The sequence below is a fragment of the Streptomyces sp. GMY02 genome, from assembly GCF_019056675.1.
Taxonomy (GTDB): Bacteria; Actinomycetota; Actinomycetes; order Streptomycetales; family Streptomycetaceae; genus Streptomyces; species Streptomyces odonnellii.
This window is the reverse complement of the sequence record NZ_CP077658.1, coordinates 7,733,814-7,753,565: the sequence shown is the minus strand read 5'-3', so window position 1 is coordinate 7,753,565 and position 19,752 is coordinate 7,733,814. Positions and strand designations below refer to the sequence as shown.

The 19,752-nt window shown below is 70.2% G+C and carries 13 protein-coding genes and 1 pseudogene; 13 read left to right on the top strand and 1 reads right to left on the bottom strand.

The genetic code is table 11. The features are described 5' to 3' along the window. Positions 1-100 precede the first annotated feature (100 nt). Positions 101-1,684, top strand: coding sequence for a PHB depolymerase family esterase (locus KQY30_RS32990; protein WP_217310195.1), 1,584 nt, complete (start codon positions 101-103; stop codon positions 1,682-1,684). A 232-nt stretch (positions 1,685-1,916) separates the two neighbouring features. Here KQY30_RS32990 and KQY30_RS32985 read toward each other — a convergent pair whose 3' ends face one another. Continuing rightward, on the bottom strand, positions 1,917-2,423 hold the full coding sequence (locus tag KQY30_RS32985; protein WP_217310194.1) for an SPW repeat protein: 507 nt from the start codon (positions 2,421-2,423) through the stop codon (positions 1,917-1,919). A 279-nt stretch (positions 2,424-2,702) separates the two neighbouring features. Here KQY30_RS32985 and KQY30_RS32980 point away from each other — a divergent pair, with 279 nt between their 5' ends. The 12 genes and pseudogenes from KQY30_RS32980 (at position 2,703) to KQY30_RS32925 (ending at position 19,737) form a co-directional block, all read left to right on the top strand. Beyond that, positions 2,703-3,209, top strand: coding sequence for a MarR family winged helix-turn-helix transcriptional regulator (locus KQY30_RS32980; RefSeq protein WP_217310193.1), 507 nt, complete (start codon positions 2,703-2,705; stop codon positions 3,207-3,209). A gap of 361 nt (positions 3,210-3,570) precedes the next feature. Further along, entirely contained in the window at positions 3,571-5,304 is a 1,734-nt protein-coding gene (ctaD, locus tag KQY30_RS32975; RefSeq protein ID WP_217310192.1) for a cytochrome c oxidase subunit I, read from the top strand. A 5-nt stretch (positions 5,305-5,309) separates the two neighbouring features. Then, the gene (locus KQY30_RS32970) at positions 5,310-5,678 is read left to right on the top strand and encodes a hypothetical protein (protein WP_217310191.1); all 369 of its coding nucleotides are present in this window, start codon (positions 5,310-5,312) and stop codon (positions 5,676-5,678) included. Positions 5,679-6,140: 462 nt separating this feature from the next. Beyond that, a complete protein-coding gene (locus KQY30_RS32965) occupies positions 6,141-7,991 on the top strand; it encodes a phage tail sheath C-terminal domain-containing protein (protein WP_217310190.1) in 1,851 nt (616 codons plus the stop codon). Positions 7,992-8,019: 28 nt separating this feature from the next. After that, positions 8,020-8,544: a phage tail protein gene (locus KQY30_RS32960; RefSeq protein WP_217310189.1), complete on the top strand. Its 525-nt coding sequence runs from the start codon at positions 8,020-8,022 to the stop codon at positions 8,542-8,544. Continuing rightward, positions 8,541-9,284: a hypothetical protein gene (locus KQY30_RS32955; RefSeq protein WP_217310188.1), complete on the top strand. Its 744-nt coding sequence runs from the start codon at positions 8,541-8,543 to the stop codon at positions 9,282-9,284. Before KQY30_RS32960 ends, KQY30_RS32955 begins: the two co-directional genes overlap by 4 nt. Then, entirely contained in the window at positions 9,277-9,999 is a 723-nt protein-coding gene (locus KQY30_RS32950; protein ID WP_217310187.1) for a hypothetical protein, read from the top strand. Before KQY30_RS32955 ends, KQY30_RS32950 begins: the two co-directional genes overlap by 8 nt. Before the next feature lie 4 nt (positions 10,000-10,003). Next, positions 10,004-10,903 carry a DUF4255 domain-containing protein gene (locus tag KQY30_RS32945; RefSeq protein WP_217310186.1) on the top strand — a complete coding sequence of 300 codons (900 nt, stop codon included), beginning with the start codon at positions 10,004-10,006 and terminating at the stop codon, positions 10,901-10,903. Positions 10,904-10,936: 33 nt separating this feature from the next. Continuing rightward, positions 10,937-12,891 (top strand): annotated as a pseudogene (locus KQY30_RS32940) (ATP-binding protein). Next, a complete protein-coding gene (locus KQY30_RS32935) occupies positions 12,882-13,175 on the top strand; it encodes a hypothetical protein (protein WP_217310185.1) in 294 nt (97 codons plus the stop codon). The pseudogene KQY30_RS32940 and the gene KQY30_RS32935 overlap by 10 nt, the downstream one beginning before the upstream one ends. Next, positions 13,172-15,844, top strand: a complete 2,673-nt coding sequence (locus KQY30_RS37240; protein ID WP_217310184.1) for a DUF4157 domain-containing protein — start codon at positions 13,172-13,174, stop codon at positions 15,842-15,844. Before KQY30_RS32935 ends, KQY30_RS37240 begins: the two co-directional genes overlap by 4 nt. Before the next feature lie 221 nt (positions 15,845-16,065). Further along, a complete protein-coding gene (locus KQY30_RS32925; protein WP_217310183.1) occupies positions 16,066-19,737 on the top strand; it encodes a hypothetical protein in 3,672 nt (1,223 codons plus the stop codon). Positions 19,738-19,752 lie beyond the last annotated feature (15 nt).

Here is a 19,752-nt window from a genome sequence, read left to right as displayed (position 1 = left end):
CGATCCGCTGGATTGATGGTGGTCGGGCCCGTGCTCCGCGCTGTGCGAGCGGCCCTACTGTCCGTATCCCACAGAGGGGGGACACCTCTAAGGAGCCGCCATGCAAGCGATCCGTACCGGTATCCGTACACGTACGAGAACGATCCGTACGCGTACGAGAAAACTCTCCGCCGCCGGGCTGCTGCTCGCGCTGCTGGTCGCCCTGCTCGGTGCGGGCGGACCCGGGTTCGTGCCCGAGGCACGGGCCGCCTCGCTCACCGAGGTGACCGGCTTCGGCTCGAACCCCGGCAATCTGCGGATGTTCCGCTATGTGCCGGACGGACTGCCCGCGGGCCGGCCGCTGGTCGTGGCGATGCACGGCTGTACGCAGTCGGCCGCCGCGTACGACACGGAGACCGGCTGGACCAAGTGGGCCGACCAGTGGGGATTCGCCCTGGTGCTGCCGCAGCAGCAGTCCGGGAACAACCTCAACTCCTGCTTCAACTGGTTCGAGTCCGGGGACATCCGGCGCGGAGCGGGCGAGGCCCTGTCGATCAAGCAGATGACCGACCGGATGAAGACCGACCTGGGCAGCGACCCGGCGCGGGTGTACGCCACCGGGCTCTCCGCCGGGGCCGCGATGACCAATGTGATGCTCGCCGCCTATCCGGACGTCTTCAGCGCCGGAGCGCCGGTGGCGGGGCTGCCGTACGCCTGCGCGACCAGCGTGCTGGCCGCGTACACCTGCATGAACCCGGGGACGAACCTGTCGCCGGCGGCCTGGGCCGACAAGGTCCGTGGCGCCTATCCCGGGTACGCGGGCCCCTGGCCCTCGGTCTCCGTCTGGCAGGGCACCAGCGACACGACCGTCGTCCCCGCCAATATGACCGAGACGGTTGAGCAGTGGACCGCGGTCCACGGCACGGACACCACGGCCGATGCCACCGACACCGTGGCCGGCTACCCGCACGCGGTGTACCGCGACGGCGCGGGGCGCGCGGTGGTGGAGACGTACGCGCTCACCGGGATGGGGCACGGCCAGCCGGTCGACCCGGGAACGGGGGCGCAGCAGTGCGGTACGGCGGGCGCGTACATCCTTGACGTCAATCTGTGCGCCTCGTTCCGCATCGGCCAGTTCTGGGGGCTGGACGGCGGTGACGGCGGTGGCGGGACGCCCGGTGAGGACCCGCACTCCGCGGTGTTCCCGAGCCTGGCCGCGGACGACGGCTATGTGAAGGCGTCGGCGACCGGCGGCGCGCCCGCGGTCGGCACGCTGGAGGGTAGCCTCGGGCTGGCGGTCGGCCGGGGCACGGACGGGCTGCACAACCGGACCCTGCTCTCGTTCGACACCTCGTCGGTCCCGGACGGGGCGACGGTGACCCGCGCGTATCTGACGGTGACGCGCGCCAGTGGCAGCGGTGACCCGTGGGCGGGCGGCAACCGGCTGGTGGCGGACATCAGGACAGGCTGCTTCGGGGCCGCGTGCACAACGGGCGCGGACGACTGGGCCGCCGCGGCCTCGGTGACGGAGGCAGCGGAGTTCGGCGCCTTCTCCTCGGGGACGAAGGCATCGGGAGCCTTCACCACCGTGAACCGTACGGGCGTCACCCAGGCGCGGCTGCGGCTGGTGAACGCGCCCTCGTCGACGGCGTACGTCTTCCTGAGGCCGGGAGCGGAGGCGACGCTGACGGTGGAGTGGGAGTAGCCGCCGGTCTGATGTGACACCACGAACACGCGGTGGTGCGGCCGAGAGCGGAATGCCGGCCGCACCACCGCGGATCAGTCGTTCGGGGCGGACGCCGGTCTGGATCCATGGCACAACCGCCTTGCAGGCAGCGTGAGTTGGGCAGCGTGGGCATGCGGCAGGCCTCGGCGGAGCCGAGGCCTGTGTCCGCTCCGGCCCGGGTCAGGCCTGCGGAGTCCGCTGGTCGGTCACCTCATTTTCCTTCCGTGGTACCGATCCTGGCGCCTTCCGCGGGCCCGAGCCTGCGGCCCCGGCCGCCGCCCTTCATCGCACCGCTCTTCATCGCCGCCGCCGCGCACACCAGACCGAACAGGAAGACGAGCGCACCGATGACGACGTTGCTCCAGATGATGCCCTTGTCGGCACCGCTGCCCACGACCCACGGGGTCACGATCATCCAGATCCCCATCAGGCACAGGGCCCCGCTCAGCCCGTACATCCTGGACGGTGTGTTGGTGAATCCGAGCGCCAGCACGGCGATGGCGATACCCATGATCAGGTTGTGCGCCGCCAGCGACGGCTGGGTGCTGGAGAAGTGCAGGATCCAGGGTGACAGCGCGCAGTACAGACCCACGAGGAACAGTGGTCCGTCCACGAGTGCCACATCGCGCCCGCCGAGCAGGCGCGCATAACGCTCCCGCATCTCGGGGACATCGGGATGACCGGCAAGGTCCCCCCTCGCATGTGAGACGTCGGCCATACGACTCGCCTCCTTCGTTCGCGCAAGTCCGACCGCTCTGCGCGACGCCGAGTCGCGCCCTATCCATTTTGCGCGCTTTGCCGGTTTTTGTGTAGCGCAGGCGTCTTGGGCGCGGAATGCGCTTCGCTGGTAAAATTTCGCGCTTCCATTTCAAGCCCCCGAGGACCGTATACAAGGCCCGGTATTGCCTGGCCGGGCGCGCCATGGACCGGCCCTCGGCTGGGCAGAATCGGCCTCTGACCGGAACCATGCCCCTGACAGGACCAGAGGAGCGCACAGGTGGCCGAGGATGTCGTCGCAGGGGTGATACGGCAGTGGGAGCAGGTACTGCCCGGACTGGAGCTGGCACCGATCGCGGTGATCGGGCGGCTCAACCGCTGTTTCGCACTGCTCCAGCAGGCCGCCGACGCGCCCCTGCGGCGGGAGGGCCTGACCAGGCCGGAGTTCGACATCCTGGGCGCCCTGCGGCGTACGGACCGGGAGCTGACACCGGGGCGCATCGCACGCGAGACCTTCGCCTCCGGAGCCGCCGTGACCAAGCGGCTGCGGCAGTTGGAGGGCCGGGCACTGATCACCAGGCGGCTCGACGAACGGGACCGCCGGGTCGCGCATCTCTCGCTGACCGCCGACGGCCGCGCGCTGCTCGACCGGCTGCTGCCCGAGCAACTGCGGTACGAGGCGGCCCTGTTGGAAGGTCTCGGCGCCCGGAGCCAGGCCCAGCTCGCCGACGGTCTGGGCGAGTTGCTCGTACTGCTCGAAGGGCGGCCGGGCAGCCTGGTCGACTGACACCGGGGGCGGAACACACCGACGGGCCGGCGTAACACCGCGCCGAGCCGGGGCGTCCCGTGCGGCCCGTCCCGTAGTGGGCCGACACACCTGCCGCCACCGCACAGTCTCTCGCGGACACGACCGGACAGCACCCGCGCATCCACTCCATCGGGTGAATATTGCGTGCCGCGGCTGACGGCGGGAAGCCCCGGGCCGGTGACCGGCTCTGCCACGGGCCCCCGGAAACACCGCACCTCCGAGGCGTACGGGCACGGTCCGCACGACGCGCCGGGGACGAACCGGTCGCGCCACGCCGGGGAAAGCGGCGCCATGCTGCTTGCCGACCCCACCCCAGGCGTTGACCGGAGGAACGTTCGCAGTGACGACCACAGGCACCGAAGAGCCGGCCGAGGCCGAGGACTCCTATGAGAACGAGGTGCCGGTACGGCGCAAGCAGCCGGGCCGCGTCATCGTCGGCTGGCTGACCACCACCGACCACAAGACGATCGGCACGCTCTATCTGATCACCTCGTTCGGATTCTTCATCGTGGGGGGTGCGCTGGCGCTCTTCATGCGTGCCGAACTCGCCAGGCCCGGCATCCAGATCATCTCGCACGAGCAGTTCAACCAGGCGTTCACCATGCACGGCACGATCATGCTGCTGCTGTTCGCGACACCGCTCTTCGCGGGATTCACCAACTGGATCATGCCGCTCCAGATCGGGGCGCCCGATGTGGCCTTCCCCCGGCTGAACATCCTGGCGTACTGGCTCTATCTCTTCGGCGGACTCATGGTGCTCGGGGGCTTCCTCACCCCCAACGGCGCCGCCGACTTCGGCTGGTTCGCGTACTCCCCGCTCACCGACGGGGTCCACTCGCCCGGTGTCGGCGGGGACCTGTGGATCATGGGGCTGGTGCTGTCCGGCTTCGGCACGATCCTCGGTTCCGTCAACTTCATCGCGACGATCATCTGTATGCGGGCACCCGGTATGACGGTGTTCCGGATGCCGATCTTCACCTGGAACGTGCTGCTGACCGCCGTACTGGTGCTGTTCGCCTTCCCGGTGCTGGCCGCCGCGCTGCTCGCGCTGGAGGCCGACCGCAAGTTCGGCGCGCACGCCTTCGACCCCGCCAACGGAGGCGCCCTGCTGTGGCAGCACCTCTTCTGGTTCTTCGGGCACCCGGAGGTGTACATCATCGCGCTGCCGTTCTTCGGCATCGTGACCGAGATCCTGCCGGTCTTCAGCCGCAAGCCGGTCTTCGGCTACATCGGGCTGGTGGGCGCCACCATCGCGATCGCGGGGCTGTCCATCACGGTGTGGGCACACCACATGTTCGTGACCGGCGGTGTGCTGCTGCCGTTCTTCTCGTTCATGTCGTTCCTGATCGCCGTGCCGACCGGGGTGAAGTTCTTCAACTGGATCGGCACGATGTGGCACGGCTCGATCTCCGTCGAGACACCGATGCTCTGGTCGATCGGCTTCCTCGTCACCTTCCTCTTCGGCGGGCTCACGGGCGTCCTGCTGGCCTCGCCCCCGCTGGACTTCCACGTCTCCGACTCGTACTTCGTGGTGGCACACTTCCACTATGTCGTCTTCGGGACCGTGGTGTTCGCGATGTTCGCCGGATTCCACTTCTGGTGGCCGAAGTTCACCGGCAAGATGCTCGACGAGCGGCTGGGGAAGATGACCTTCTGGACGCTGTTCGTCGGCTTCCACGGCACCTTCCTGGTGCAGCACTGGCTGGGCGTCACGGGGATGCCGCGCCGGTACGCGGACTATCTCGCCTCCGACGGCTTCACCACACTCAACACGGTGTCCTCCATCGGCTCGTTCGTGCTCGGGCTGTCGATGCTGCCGTTCTTCTACAACGTCTGGAAGACCGCGAAGTACGGCAAGAAGGTCGAGGAGGACGACCCCTGGGGCTACGGACGTTCGCTGGAGTGGGCGACGTCCTGCCCGCCGCCCAGGCACAACTTCCTCACCCTGCCCAGGATCCGCTCGGAATCCCCCGCGTTCGATCTGCACTACCCCGCCATCCGCTCGCTCGACGAGGCCATGAACCGCCGCCCCGGCACCACCACCGCGGCGCCGCCCGCGGACAGGCCGGAGTGAGCGCCGTGCCGGAGCGAGGAGGTACGCGTGGACGTGACGAGAACGGCGCCGGCGCCCGCGGGCTGGTCCAACTCGAGGGGTATCTGCTGTGGAACGCCGAGATCGAGGACGCCCGCGGCCGGGCCGCGCGCTTCTGCGAGCAGCTTCCCTGGCTCACCACGGCCCAGCGCGAGGATGTGGAGCGCGCCTACATCGCGGACCGGCTGGCGGCCTCCCGGGCGATGCTCGTCCGTATCTCGGAGCGCGCCGCCGGGCTGCGCGGCGAGTACACGGAGCGCTATCGGACGCTGCGAACGCGCTGTGTGGCGGCGGCAGTTGTGGCGGTGGGCGCGGCGAGCGGCGCCTGCACCGCGGTCACGTACCTCACCCGGTGACCGTTGATCGACACCGTCGCCCCGGACGGCCCCGGACAGGGACCGGCGCTTCGCAAGGCGGCGCGCCGGGGGAAAATCCATTCGGCTTGTTTGCCGCGCGTAACCGAATTTTCCTGTGAAGCGATCGTGAACCGTTCTCCATATTCATCCCCGGTCACCGCTCTGACCACGCCCCATTGTCCGGAAGAGCACCACAGTCAAATGATCACCCATTGACCGGATCGATCCCTTGACCATTCCTTGGGACGGAACCACACTCGCCAGTGGCACTCATGCAACAGGAACCACAATCGCGTGGCCCGTTCGTCTGTGCATCCGCATACGGATGGCTGTGCGAGACCGATATCGCACGGGGTGTGTGACCGGGGGAAAACCGAGAACGTTTATGCGAACTCGCGGCATCGACGCTCTTTCTTCACCTCCTCTCCTCATCTCTTGGTGCGCGAAGGGAATGGAGGGGGAATGCCGACGCATATGAGCTATCCCGGCGTTTACATCGAAGAGCTTCCCAGCGGCATCCGGACCATCGCCTCGGTCACCACTTCGGTGACCGCGTTCGTGGGGCACACCCGCCGGGGTCCGCTCAATGAGCCGGTCCGGATCAGCAGTTTCGCCGAGTTCGAGCGCCGCTTCGGCGGGCTCACCTCGCAGAGCGCGGTCTCGTACGCCGTGCACCAGTTCTTCGGCAACGGCGGCACGGTCGCCGTGATCGTCCGGGTGGCCAGGGCGGGCACCGGCGAGGAGGCCTGTGTCACGCTCGACTCCACCGAGGGGCGCAGCGAGTGCCCGGTGCTGGAGGTACGCGCCAAGGAGCCCGGTGTCTGGGGCTCACGGTTACGGGTGGCCGTCGACCATGACACGCCCACCCCCGACAAGACGTTCAACCTGCGGATCCTCGACGCGCGAGGCGGTGCCCGCGAGTCCTTCACCGGACTGTCGATGAACGCCGGCCACGGCCGTTTCGTGGAGACGGTCGTCAACGCCGGTTCCTCTCTCGTACGGGTGAAGGCCCTGGACGAGGGGCGGCCCGACCCGTCCGGGACGGTCTCCAAGCCCTTCTCGGCCGAGCTGCCCGGTCTCGATGTCGAGCTGAAGGTCAAGATCGGCGATGTGGAGCGGGAGTTCACCCTCTACGAGCCCGATCACGACGGCGAGGCACCAGAGAGCGTCACCGAACTGGCCCTGCTGCTGGAGCGCAAGCTGCGCTCGCTGCCCGACGCGCCCGGCAAGCACACCTACGCGGGCACCGAGGTCACCGCCTTCGGCCGGCGTCTCCAGGTCGTCGCCGGGTCCCTCGACCCGGACGACGTGGTGCGCTTCGTCGGCGAGTGCGCCAACGATCTGGGGCTGGAGGCCTCGGTCAATCCGCCCGTCTTCCCGCTGGAGGGCGGCAAGGACGGCGACCCGCCGGGACCGCGCGACCTGATCGGCAGCGAGGCCGCCAAGTCCGGCCTCCAGGCGCTGCGCGACATGGACGACGTCAATCTGCTGACGCTGCCCGAGCTTTCGGCATACGAGTCCACCGAGGACATGGTCACCGTACTGTCCGCGGCCGAGCAGCTCTGCCGCGAGCGGCGGATCTTCCTGCTCGTGGACTCGCCTTCGGCCTGGGGCGGGGTGGACGCGGCGCGCGCCGGGATCGGCGCGTTCGACGCCGTACGCAGCAACCACGCGGGCCTGTACTTCCCGCATCTCCAGCTCACCGACCCGCTCACCGGACGGCTGCGCTCGTTCCCGCCGTCCGGTGCCGTCGCCGGGGTGATCGCCCGTACCGACGCGGAGCGCGGGGTGTGGAAGGCACCGGCCGGGACCGAGGCGCGGCTCGCCGGGGTGCGGTCGCTGACGGTGAAGCTCACCGACCGGGAGAACGGCCTGCTCAACCCGCTGGGCGTGAACTGCCTGCGCACCTTCCCGGTGGTCGGCCCGCTGATCTGGGGCTCCCGCACCCTGGAGGGCGCGGACGCGCTCGACAGCGAGTGGAAGTACGTACCGGTGCGGCGGCTCGCGCTGCATGTCGAGGAGAGCCTCCACCGCGGCCTCCAGTGGGTCGTATTCGAGCCCAACAACGAGCAGCTCTGGCTCCAGATCCGGCTCAAGGCGTCGGCGTATCTGAATGATCTCTTCCGGCAGGGCGCCTTCCAGGGCGGCACCCCGCGCGAGGCGTACTTCGTCAAGTGCGACAAGGACACCACCACCCAGGCGGATATCGACCGCGGGGTGGTCAATGTGGTGGTCGGTATCGCGCCGGTGCGGCCCGCGGAGTTCGTGATCGTCACCATCCAGCAGGTGGCCGGAGAACTCACCCTCTCTTAACCAAGGCAAAGGAACACGAAGGAAAACGATGGCTGAGTTCCAGGTCAATGCCCATCGCTTCGACCCCTACAGGAATTTCAAGTTCCTGGTCCTGTGGGACGGTCGGACGGTCGCGGGCATCAGCAAGATCAGTCCTCTGAAGCGCACCACCGAAGTGGTCAAGCACCGCCATGGTGGAGATCCGAGTTCGCCGCGGAAATCGCCGGGCCGTTCCGAGTTCGAAGGCGTGACCCTCGAACGCGGAGTCACCCACGACCCGGAGTTCGACCGCTGGGCCAACAAGGTCTGGCAGGTCGGTGCCGGGCTCGGCGCGGAGGTCTCGCTGCGGGACTTCCGCAAGGACATCATCATCCAGGTCCTCAACGAGGCCGGGCAGGTGGCCGTCTCGCACAAGCTGTACCGGGCGTGGGTGAGCGAGTACCAGGTCCTCGGCGAGCTGGACGCCAACGCCAACGCGGTCGCCATCCAGAGCGTCAAGCTCGAATGCGAGGGCTGGGAGCGCGACTACGAGGTGGAGGAACCGACCGAGCCCTCGTTCACCCATCCGGCATGACCGGGCCGGCCGAGCTGCTCGCCACCTGGGAGGCCGGCCTGGCCCAGCACGGTCCGGGGAGGTCTCTGCTGCTGCACCGGGCGGCCCGTCCGGGGGCCGGCACCGACGAGCTGCTGTCGATGCCGGTCGGCGCGCGGGAGGCGGACCTGTTCGCGCTGCGCCGGGCGCTGTTCGGCGAGCGTATGCAGGTCCGTACCGAGTGCGCGTCGTGCGGTGAGGCGATGGAGTTCGACCTCGACGCGGCTCAACTGGCCGCCACCCGGCCGCCGGCCGTGGCCGGGCCGCTGCGGGTGGCCGAGGGCGAGTGGGTGGTCGAGTTCCGGCTGCCCACCGTCGCGGACGTCGCGGCGGCGGGCGCGGTACGGGATCCGGGCGAGGCCCGCCGGCTGCTGGTGGCGCGCTGCACGGTCTCGGCCGTACGGAGCGGGGAGACCGTACCGGCGGACCGGCTGGCCGGACTGCTGCCCGAGCACATCGGGCGGCGCCTCGCCGAGGCGGCGGCGGACGCCGACCCGGCGGCCGATGTGACGCTGAACGTCCGCTGCCCCGAGTGCGGCGCGGCCACCCCGGCCGAGCTGGACATCACCTCGTATCTGTGGACCGAACTGGACGGCTGGGCACGGGACTTGATGCTCGATGTCCATCTGCTGGCCTCCGCCTACGGGTGGAGCGAACCGGAGATCCTGGCGCTCAGCCCGCTGCGGCGCCGCTACTACCTGGAGCTGTGCGCGGATGGCTGACTACTTCGACCGGCTGCTGGCCCGGTACGCACCGGGGTCCGCCGCGGGCGGCGCCGGAGGCGCGGTGCGGGTACGGCCCCGGCTGCCGGGTCCGTACGAGCGGCCCGAGGCGGTACGGACGGGCCTGCCGGAGCCGGACGAGCCGGCCGCGCTGATCCCGGCCGCGCCGCGACCCGCCTTCGGGCCGGTGGAGTCGGTGCGCCTGGAGCGCGAGGTTCGGACGGACCGGCACACGGTCGTACGGACGGAGAGCGCACGGCCCGGTGAGGCCGGACCGCCGACCGTGGCCCCTCCGCCGACGGCCGGGCCGGTGCTGCGGCCTGCGGCGACCGTGGTTCCGGGACCGCGGCCGTCGGCGGCGGAGGGTCCGCGCGCGGCCGGGCGGACGCCGGTGCCCCCGGTCTCCGGTCCGGTACGGGCACCCGGGGCCGGGTCCGTACCGCGTGCCCCGATCGCTCCCGCGACCGACGCTCCGGTACGTGCGCGGCCACGCGACGCCGACACCGTGGTGGCGCGGGGCGCGGCGGCGAACGGGGTGGGGCGGCGGGCTTCGCGGACGCCGGAGCGGGTCGTCCATGTGCAGATCGGCCGGCTGGAGGTGAGCGCGGCAACGGCACCGGGGGCTTCTGTGCGTACGCCGGCCGGGCGAACGGGACGGGCCGCGCCCGCGCTGACGCTGGACGCCTATCTCGCGCGCGGCGAGACGAGGAACTGAGGCCATGAGCAACGCACTTGCCCTCGCGACGGTCACCCAGGCGCTGGCTCTGCTGATCGAGACCAATCTCGGCCCCGAGATGGACATCGCGGTCAAGGTCGAGACCCGTAAGCCACCCGCCGAGCCGCCGGTCGAGCCGACGATCAATGTCTTCCTGTACCAGGTCACACCGAACGCCTCGATGCGTCACACCGACCTGCCGACGCGCACCTCGGACGGCACCCTGCTCAACCGGCCCGCCGCGCCGCTGGATCTGCACTATCTGATCAGCGCGTACGGCGAGGAGGCCGAGCTGATCGGCCAGCGCCTGATCGGATGTGTGGTCCGTACCCTGCACGAATTCCCGGTCCTGCCACGGGAGTTGATCGAGCTGGCGGCGGAGCGCCCGCATCTGGCGGGCAGCGATCTGCCGGCGTCGGCGCAGCGGGTGCGGTTCACACCGACGGTGATGGACATCGACGAGACGTCCAAGCTCTGGGGGATGCTCCACCAGACGCCGTACTCGCTGTCGGTGGCGTATCAGGCGTCGCTGGTGCTGATCGAGGGCCGCGAACGGCCGGTGGCGGCGAAGCCGGTGGAGAAGCGGACGGTACGGGTGGTGCCGCTGGGGTCGGAGGGGGCACCGGGACGGCCTTCGGCGCAGGCGCCGACGCCAGTGCCTGCGCCTGCGCCTGCGCCGCCTTCGGTGGACGAGCCGGTCGGCGAGCCGGGGTCTGCGGCCGCCGCGCCGGCGAAGAAGCGCGCCGCACGCAAGACGACAACCAAGCGGGCCGCGCCGACCGCTCGTACCCGGAAGAGCACACGGTCCGGGCCGGGGTCGGGCTCCGGATCAGGATCCGGGCCGGGATCCGGATCGGGCTCGGGATCGGGCTCGGGCTCGGGCCAAGACGGCAGGGAGAGCTGAGGCACGGTGCGCGACACGGGGGCGGGTGAGGGCATGAGCACCAACGGTGAGGCGAGCGCGGACGGCCGGACGCTGGCCGCCGCCATACGTTCTGTCCTGGCCGGCGTCGACGCACACGCCGAGCGCACCGGTGACGGCGGCACCCCCGCGCCGGACGCCGCCCCGCACAACGAGACGGGCGCGCCCCCCGGGCCTGCTTCCCTCGACGCGCTTGTCGCCTGTTTCGGGCTCAGTCCGTTCGAGCGGGATGTCGTCCTGCTCACCGCCGCCGCCGAGCTGGACCCCACCACCGGCAGCCGTTGCGCCGCCGCGAGCGGTCATCCGGAGCGGGCGTATCCGACCTTCTCGCTCGCCCTCGCCGCGCTGAGCGAGCCGCACTGGAGCGCGCTCACGCCCGTCGCGCCGCTGCGCCGCTGGCGGATCGTCGAGCTGGACGACGAGTCACGGCTGACCACTTCGCGGCTCCGGCTCGACGAGCGCATCCTGCATTTCCTCGTCGGCTCGCCGTACTTGGACACCCGGCTGCACGGCCTGCTGCGCCGGACACCCGAGCCGGACAGCCTCCCCCTTCGTACGACCTGGCGGCGGCCCGGGTCGCCGCGGGCTGGGCGGGCACCGGACCGTACAGCCCGCGCCGCGCCGAACTGGTCGGCGGCGATCCGCGGTCCCGCGCCGAGATAGCCGCGGCGGCGGCCCGTCGTTCGGGGCTCGGCCTGTACACGATGGCCGCCGCTGACATCCCGTCAGCTCCGGCCGAGCGCGACCGGCTCGCCCGGCTCTGGCAGCGCGAGGCGGTCCTGCTGCCCGCCGCGCTGCTGCTGGAGACCGGTGAGCTGGACCGTGAACAGGCCACCGCCACAGACGCGTTCATCGAGAGCGCGGCCGTACCGCTGGTGGTCTCCAGCACCGATCCCCGGACCGGCACCGGGCCGCACGGCGCGCGCGTCACCGTACCGGCGCTCGATACCGACGAGCAGCTCGGCGTGTGGGCGGACGCGTTCGCGGGCGTACCGGAGGTGTCGGAGAACGAACTCCGGCATCTGGTCGAGCAGTTCGCGCTCCCGCCGCATCTCGTCCGCTCCGCGGCCGCGGCCGTCGTACGAGACCTGCCCGGCGAGGACGGGCCGGAGGCCGCAGGGCTGGCCTGGCAGGCAGGGCTGACCGAGGCCCGGATGGGCATGGACGAGCTGGGTCGGCGCCTCGAACCACGGGCCGGCTGGGACGACTTGGTGCTCGCGGAGCGGCAGTCGAGGATCCTGCGGGAGATCGTCGCGCATGTACGGCAGCGGGCCACCGTCTACCAGGAGTGGGGTTTCGCGGCGACGCTGCGCCGGGGACTCGGTGTCACCGCGCTGTTCGCGGGCGGCTCCGGCACCGGGAAGACCCTGGCCGCCGAGGTGATGGCGCGCGAACTGGGCCTCGATCTGTTCGTCATCGATCTCTCGCAGGTGGTCAGCAAGTACATCGGCGAGACCGAGAAGAACCTGCGCCGGGTGTTCGACGCGGCCGAACGCGGCGGCGCGCTGCTGCTGTTCGACGAGGCGGACGCGCTCTTCGGCAAGCGCAGCGAGGTCAAGGACAGTCACGACCGGTACGCGAATCTCGAAGTCAGCTATCTGCTGATGCGGATGGAGGCGTACCGGGGTCTGGCGATCCTGACCACGAACATGAAGCAGGCGCTGGACACGGCGTTCATGCGCCGTATCCGGTTCGTCGTGGACTTCCCGTTCCCCGGCGAGAGCGAACGCGCCGAGATCTGGCGGCGTGTGCTGCCCGCGCGGGCGCCGCTGAAGGACATCGATCCGGAGCGGCTCGCCCGGCTGACCGTGGCGGGCGGCTCGATCCGCAATATCGCGCTGTCGGGCGCCTTCCTCGCGGCGGAGGAGGGCGGCCGGCTCCAGATGCGGCACATGCTGGAGGCGGCGCGTACCGAATACCTCAAGCTGGACCGCTCCTTGACGCCCTCGGAGGTCCACGGATGGGTCTGAACGAGGCACGGCGTACGTCGTCCGAGGTACGGGTGGACATCGGCGAGCTGGTGCTCGACGGTTTCGAACGGCTGGACCCGGAACGGGTCTCGGCGGCCTTCCAGGCCGAACTGGCCCGGCTCGTGAGGGAACGGGGCGTGCCGATTGCTGCCGACGGCGGCCGGACCCTGGACGCCCTGTCCGGACTGCCGCCGCTGCCCGCGACCACGTCGCCGGGCCGGCTGGGCGAGGCACTGGCGCGCGCGGTGCACGCGGGTCTGTCGGGGCGGGGTGAGCCGCGATGAGTACGTCGTCCCGCAGCGCGTCCCAGGACGCCGAGGCGGCCCGTAACGAACGGCGGCGCAAGCGCAGGGAGCGGGCCAGATCCGCCACGCCCGAGCCGAAGAACATCGTCAGCGGCGCGGGCCAGCCGCTGGATCCGAGCGTACGGCGCGAGCTGGAGGAACGGCTCGGCCACGACTTCAGCCAGGTGCGGCTGCACACCGACCGCGACGCGGGCGCGCTCACGGAACTGCTGGGCGCGGACGCGGTCGCCGTCGGCCAGGACATCTTCTTCCGCGAGGGCGCGTACGTATCGGGCACGGCGGACGGCCAACGCCTGCTCGCCCACGAACTGCTGCACACGGTCCAGAACCCGCACGGCCTGGGCACCCTCCGCGCGGGCCGCGACCTGGGCGCGGTGAGCCTGCCGCAGCAGGTGATCGAGCAGGAGGCGGAGTCGACGGCGCGTGATCTCGTACGGGACGGATTACGCGCCGGGGACGGGGGCGGGGAGCAGGCGGCGGTCGAGAAGGGCCAGTCCACCCCCGGCTGGCTCCGCTACGCGACCGTCGACGCCGACCGCCGCCGTATGGAGGAACTGGACCCCGCGACACTGCTCGACCGCCTGGCGAACGGGGTGGTGCGTTCGTTGCGGGGCGACCCGGAGGACCGGTCGAGGCGCGCCCGTACACAACTGGCGCGGCTGCCCGAGCAGTTGCAGGACGCGGTTTTCGACCGCCTGGAGAACAGGCTGCTCAGCCCGGAGCACGAGCGCTTGGTCGACCTGGTCGAGGAAACCGAGGACTCCGGCCTCCAGGGGCAGGACACGTTGAACGCTCCCGCGGCCCTTCCCAACGCCGTCGAGCAACTGGACGGGGACAGGGCGCGGGCGCAGGGGGACGGCCGGACGGGGGCATCCGCTGCGCCGGGCGCGGCGAGCGGACGGGGTACGGAGAGCGGGCAAGGCACGGCGAGCGGGCAGGGTACGGACGCACGGCGCGACGAGGAAGCGCGCCGGGACGAGGAGACGCGTCAGGACGGCGGCAACACTCCCGGTCCGGACGGACAGCAGGGTTCCTCGTCCGCCGGCGGAGCGCCGGCCTCGGCGGGGGCTCGGGGGTCCGCTCCGCAGGCGCCCGCGCAGAGCGGTGGCGGCCAGGACAGGTCCGGTACGGCGAGCGCGACCGGTGGCGGTACCGCGTCCCGGAGCGAGCAGGAGAAGGGCGACGAGCAGCCCGGTGGGAAGCAGGCCGAAGCACCTGCGTCCGGCACGGCGGAGCCGGCCGCCGAGAGCCGGCCGGAAGCCGTCGAGCCGACGGGGGCCCAGCGGCTGCCGGCCGGGGAGAACAAGCGCGAGGACAGCGCCGGGGTCGAACCCGGAGCGTTGCTGAAGACCGCCGACCCCGGGGCCAGGAGCACCTTGGAGGGGAAGCGGCTTCAGGACGAGGAGGAGACGAACGAGGATCCGTTCAGCCTGGAGACGGGCATAGAGGGCGAACTCGCGGACCTCGGCGAGGCCGAGGCCGAGCGCGAGGACAGCGCCTGGGACATCGAGCTCAAGCCCGAGGACTTCGTACCCGAAACCGACCTGGACGTCTCCGGGGTACCGACAGCGGACCGCATCACTCCCGGATCGAACGCTCCCCAGGGGTTGCCCTCCTTCCCCGAGCCGCCTGCTACCAAGGCCGAACAGGTCCAGGCGCGGCGGGCGGAAGAGGACGCGGAGGAGGGCGCGGCGGGCGGCGGGGAGCCCGCGTCGTCGGCCGCACCGGTCACTGACAGTCGTACGGACTCGCCCGGTGTCCCGGCCGGGAACCGGGAAGCCTCGCTCCTCCAGCAGACGGAGAACTCCGCCGAGCAGGAGGTCGGTCCGTCGGCCGGTACGGGGCGTTCCTCGGCGCCGGGCGCGGCCGCGCCTGTGGCGAAGGAGCCCAGGCCGGAGGCCGGGGCGGACAACCGTGAGAGCGCCGGGACCGAGGCCGAAGCCGGGCGGGCCGAGCCGGAGCAGGCACGGGAGGAGAGCGGGCCCGCCGCCGAACGGCAGCAGACGGAGCGGGCGGCGGCGTCCAGTGGCAGTTCGCCTGCACAGGAGACCTCGGCGTCCGAGTCGGCGGGATCGGCAGGGTCGGGTGGATCGGCGGGATCGGCCGCCGGAGGCGGGGCGCCCTCCTCCGTCGCGGATTCGGGGGCGTCCCGGTCCAGTGGTGGCACCGCTTCGGCCGGGCAGGGCGGAGCCACCGGGCGGGAGAGCGACTCCTCCCCCGGCAGTTCGTCCACTGCCGACAACCGTGCTCCGGACGTGACCGGGGGCGGCGACGGAGGGGGTGGCGGAGGGAGCGCCAACTCCCCCGGCGACACGGCCGCTTCGTCACCGGCCGCCGCTACGGAGGCGCCGGGCGCGGCCCCCGCTGCGGCTTCCGATCCCGTACCGGCTCCCGCCCCCGCCTCCGCACAGTCCCCGGCGCCGGCCCGTCCGCGGTCGTCCGGTCCGGCGCCCCGTACCAGGAGCGGCGGCGGAGGTACCCGTAGCGCTTCGGGGGTGGCGGCGGTGGCGGCGCGCGGGCCGTGGCGGCCGTACGCCCGAAGCAGGATCCCGCCGCTCCCGACCTGTCGTCGGTGGCACCGGAAGCCGGGCTGGGCAGCGCCGCGAAACTCAAGCCGCACCGGGCTCTTGAGGCGCTGGGCGGGGTGAACGGCGCGGTCGACCGTTCCGTGGGCGACGAACACAAGGCGCTCCAGAGCGCACCGCCCACCATGGAGCGGCCGTCGGGCGCGCCCCGGACCCTGCACGGCGCCCCCGCCACATCGGCCCCCGGACAGTACTCCAGCGATCCGGCCGCCCGTATCGATGCCCCCGAGAGCGAGACCGCCGAGGTCGAGGGCGACCAGACCCCGGAGGGCGAGATCCCGGGGATGGAGATCGAGGAGCCGAGCACGCTCGAAGGGCTGCTGGCGGGCGGCGCCCAGCTCGTGGTGGGCGCGGTGAACACGGTCGCCGGATGGTTCGGCGCCGATGAGGACGTCATCGACTCGGATGCCGTGGTCCAGTGGATTCTGGACCTGCCGACCGAGGACGAGATGCTCGCCCAGGCGTCCGTCGGCATGGCCCCCGGTGTGGGGATGGAGGGGGAGGCCGGCGGTCGCGCCGACGAGCAGGGCGGCGAGGTCGACACCAAGGGCAATGAGCTGCACGCGGCGGGTCAGGCTGACGCCGCGCGCCCCCTGGGCGAGGACCAGATCTACCCGGATGTGCCCGGGGAGACCCTGACCTCGAGGGTCCCGGGCGCGCAGGGGCAGGGCGGCGGCACGGGGGGCGTCGCTCCGGCGGCGGGCCGTATCCCCCCGGAGGCAGTGTCCGAGGTGGCGGAACACGAGCGAGGGCCGCAGATCCAGGCCGCGTTCGGTGACGGCCAGAAGACCATGTCCGACAAGCGGGGGGTCAAGGAGCGGGACACCAGGGCTTCGCGGGAACGGCACGATCAGCAGGTACGCAGCGAGATCGACGCCAATACGAGGACGCAGGCCGCGGAGCGCGAGAAGACGAAGTCCGAGGTGGACCGGCAGCGCGAGGAGTGGCGGACCGAGCAGGACGCGGAGCTGGACAGCCTCGGTACGAAGAAGTCCGGGAAGATCCAGCAGATCCGCCGGGACGTCGAGGAGCGCGAGAGGCAGACCGACCAGAACGTCGAGGACCGCCGCAAGACCGACGAGGAGGGTATCGGGACCGAGGCCAGGACCGCGCAGAACAACGCGGTCAGGGAGCGCGACACGGTCAAGAACGACTCGGGCAACTGGCTCTCCAGGGCGTTCGACTGGATCCGCGACAAGCTCATCGAGCTGAAGAACGCGATCATCGATCTCTTCCGCCGGGCCCGCGACGCGGTCGTCGCGCTGATCACCGATTTCAAGGCCACGGTGGTCCGCTGGATCACGGAGGCCCGTGACTTCATCGTCCGCAAGTTCAAGGAGTTCACCGAGGCCCTGATCCAGCTCGCCAAGGATCTCCTCAACGGGATCATCGAGATCGCGAACCGTATCCGCGCTCTCATCATCCGCATCCGTGACGCGGCGATCGCCCTGGTGCAGCGGATCGCCCAGGAACTCCGGCGGATGATGACCGATCTGCTCAACCGGATCGCGAGGATCCTGAGCGACATCCTCGACGCCCTCAAGGAGGGGCTCCGCTTGGCGGTCGAGGCCGTGATGACCGCTGTCAAGGCCATCATGGACTTCGCCCTGGGACTGCTCAACGCGCTGGGCGAGTGGGCGATGATCGCGGCCGACATCATCGTGGACCCGGGCGCCTGGCTCAGCGGCGCCGCGGCCTCCGCGCAGGACGGCGCCAGGAACCATCTGTTCCGTGAGGTCACCTCGGCGATCAGGAACTGGTTCGGCGAGAAGATCCAGGAAGTCCTCGGCCTCACCCCGCAGATCTTCAACGCCCTGCTCAACGGAGGGGTGAGCAAGGAGCAGATGGCGAAGGAGGCGTGGGACGAGGCGCTTCCCCAACTCCCCGCCATCATCGGCGAGATCGTCGTCACAAAGATCATCGCCAAGCTGATCCCGGGTGCGGGATGGGTCATGGCCGTCATCGACGCGCTCAAGGCCGCGTGGGGCGCGCTGAGCGAAATCCTCAAGGCGTTCGGCGCGTTCATGGACTACCTGAAGGCGGTCAAGGGCGGCAACGCGGGCCTGCTGTTCGCCAAGGCGGTGGCCTCGGGTGTGGTGGCACTGCTGGAGCTGGCGTACGAGGCGCTGCTCAGCGGTATCGGGAAGTACGTCAAGCGGGTCGGGGACCGGCTGCGCGGGGTGGCGGCGAACTTGGGGAAGCCCGGCGAGAGAGCCCCCAGGGAGGGGGCCCCGTCCCAACGCACCATCCCGAACACCCCCAGCGCGCCCCGGGACCCAACCCGCCCCAACCCACCGGACAGGCCGCAGGCGACGGAGAGGCGGAGGCCGGAGCCGAACGCGGGCCGGGACCGGGAGGCGGAGGAGGCGCGCCGCAGCGCGAAGCGGGCGGGCGAGGACCTGAGGAACCCACGCCGCCCGGGAGGCCCGGCCCGCCCTGCCCGCCCCGCGCGCCCGGCCAGACCTCCGCGCCCGACCCGCCCCCGCCCTCCGGCCCCGGAAACCCGCCGCCCGGACACGCGCCGACCCGGCACCCGGGAACGCGAGACAGAACCGCCCCAGGACCGGACCACCCCGCGCCGCGAAACAGAGGGCACGCGGCCAACCCCCCGCCGCCGCGAACCGTCCCCGGAAACGCGAGCCACCAACCGCGCCCGCGAAACCGTACGAGCAGCCCGCACCCAATCCCACCGCGCCCAACGCACCCAAAACCGCAACACGGACCGCGACAACAGCCGCCGCCGGGACCTGAACAACAACGACCGCAGACTCCGCGACGCATACCGACGCCGCAGGGACCAGCTCCAGGAGCAGCAGAGAGCCCGCGAACAGCAACGCCACCGCCAGCGCGACCAGCGCCGCAAAACGGAGAATTCCAATCAATCCAAGACCGACCGCCTGTCGCGGATCATCGCCAGAATCCGGCCCATCATCAGCGAAAGGCTTGACCACGGAATATCGGTCCAACGACATTTAGCTCTTCTTGAGGAGCTACGCAGGTGGTACAGGCTGACTGACCTGAGCAAGGCGGGCAGTCCGGACTTCACGGTATGGGCCTCACTCAACCCACGTGGGTCGTCCAACACGGGCAACACGGAAAACGGAGTTGACCGAAGCGAACCTCTCGAACTGCCCGAACCCGATCCATTGCCCTTCACCAACAGCACCGCCCAGGAGCCCGCAGGTTTCAATTTGCAATTCATCAACGCTGAATGGGCGGAAAGGAATGGCCAATACCCGCCTTCAGGGCGCAGCGCCAAGGTGAGGATGTTGGCAGGGTTCAGGTACATCGACACGCACTCCTTGTGGGAACCCCAGGGCAACCTTCAGTGGGACCTCATGCACCTTCTCCCCAGGGAGCTCGGCGGCCCCAGTAAAGCCACTAACTTTGTACCGGCCCCCAACTACAAGAACCGCGGATTCTATAATCAGATCGAGGCAGAGGCGGCCGGAAAATTCGGCAATAACGCAGCTAATAACTCAAAGCAACCAGGTGATTATAAACTCAACATTTCCTTCTTCAAGGGCAACGCGCGAGGATACCCGGGCAACACCTATCCAGACTTCTTCCCCCAGAGCATCACCGCCACCTATCGCACGCACAAACACAGAGGAACGGGCTCAGGTCGCAGCCGATCCGAATGGGAGTCTTCAAACTGGCGAAACCCCGAAACCGTAAAGTTCGACCCCCCTCCCACGAGAAGTGCGGGAATCCTCGACCTGAACACCGCCAATCTGACCAACCAAACAGTAATGGCGCGAACGCGTTCCATACTTGGAAATCACGACATCACATTCCTGGCCGTAAAGAAACTGAGGCCATTTAGCGGAATCAACGACATGCACGACCGCCTGGCTTCCTACGTACACACTTCCGGGAAGTCGATCTACAATTTCGAGGAGAAGGTCTGGCCATCGATCAAGGAGAATTACGATAACAACTTGTTTATCGTCTAGAAAGGGAAATTATCA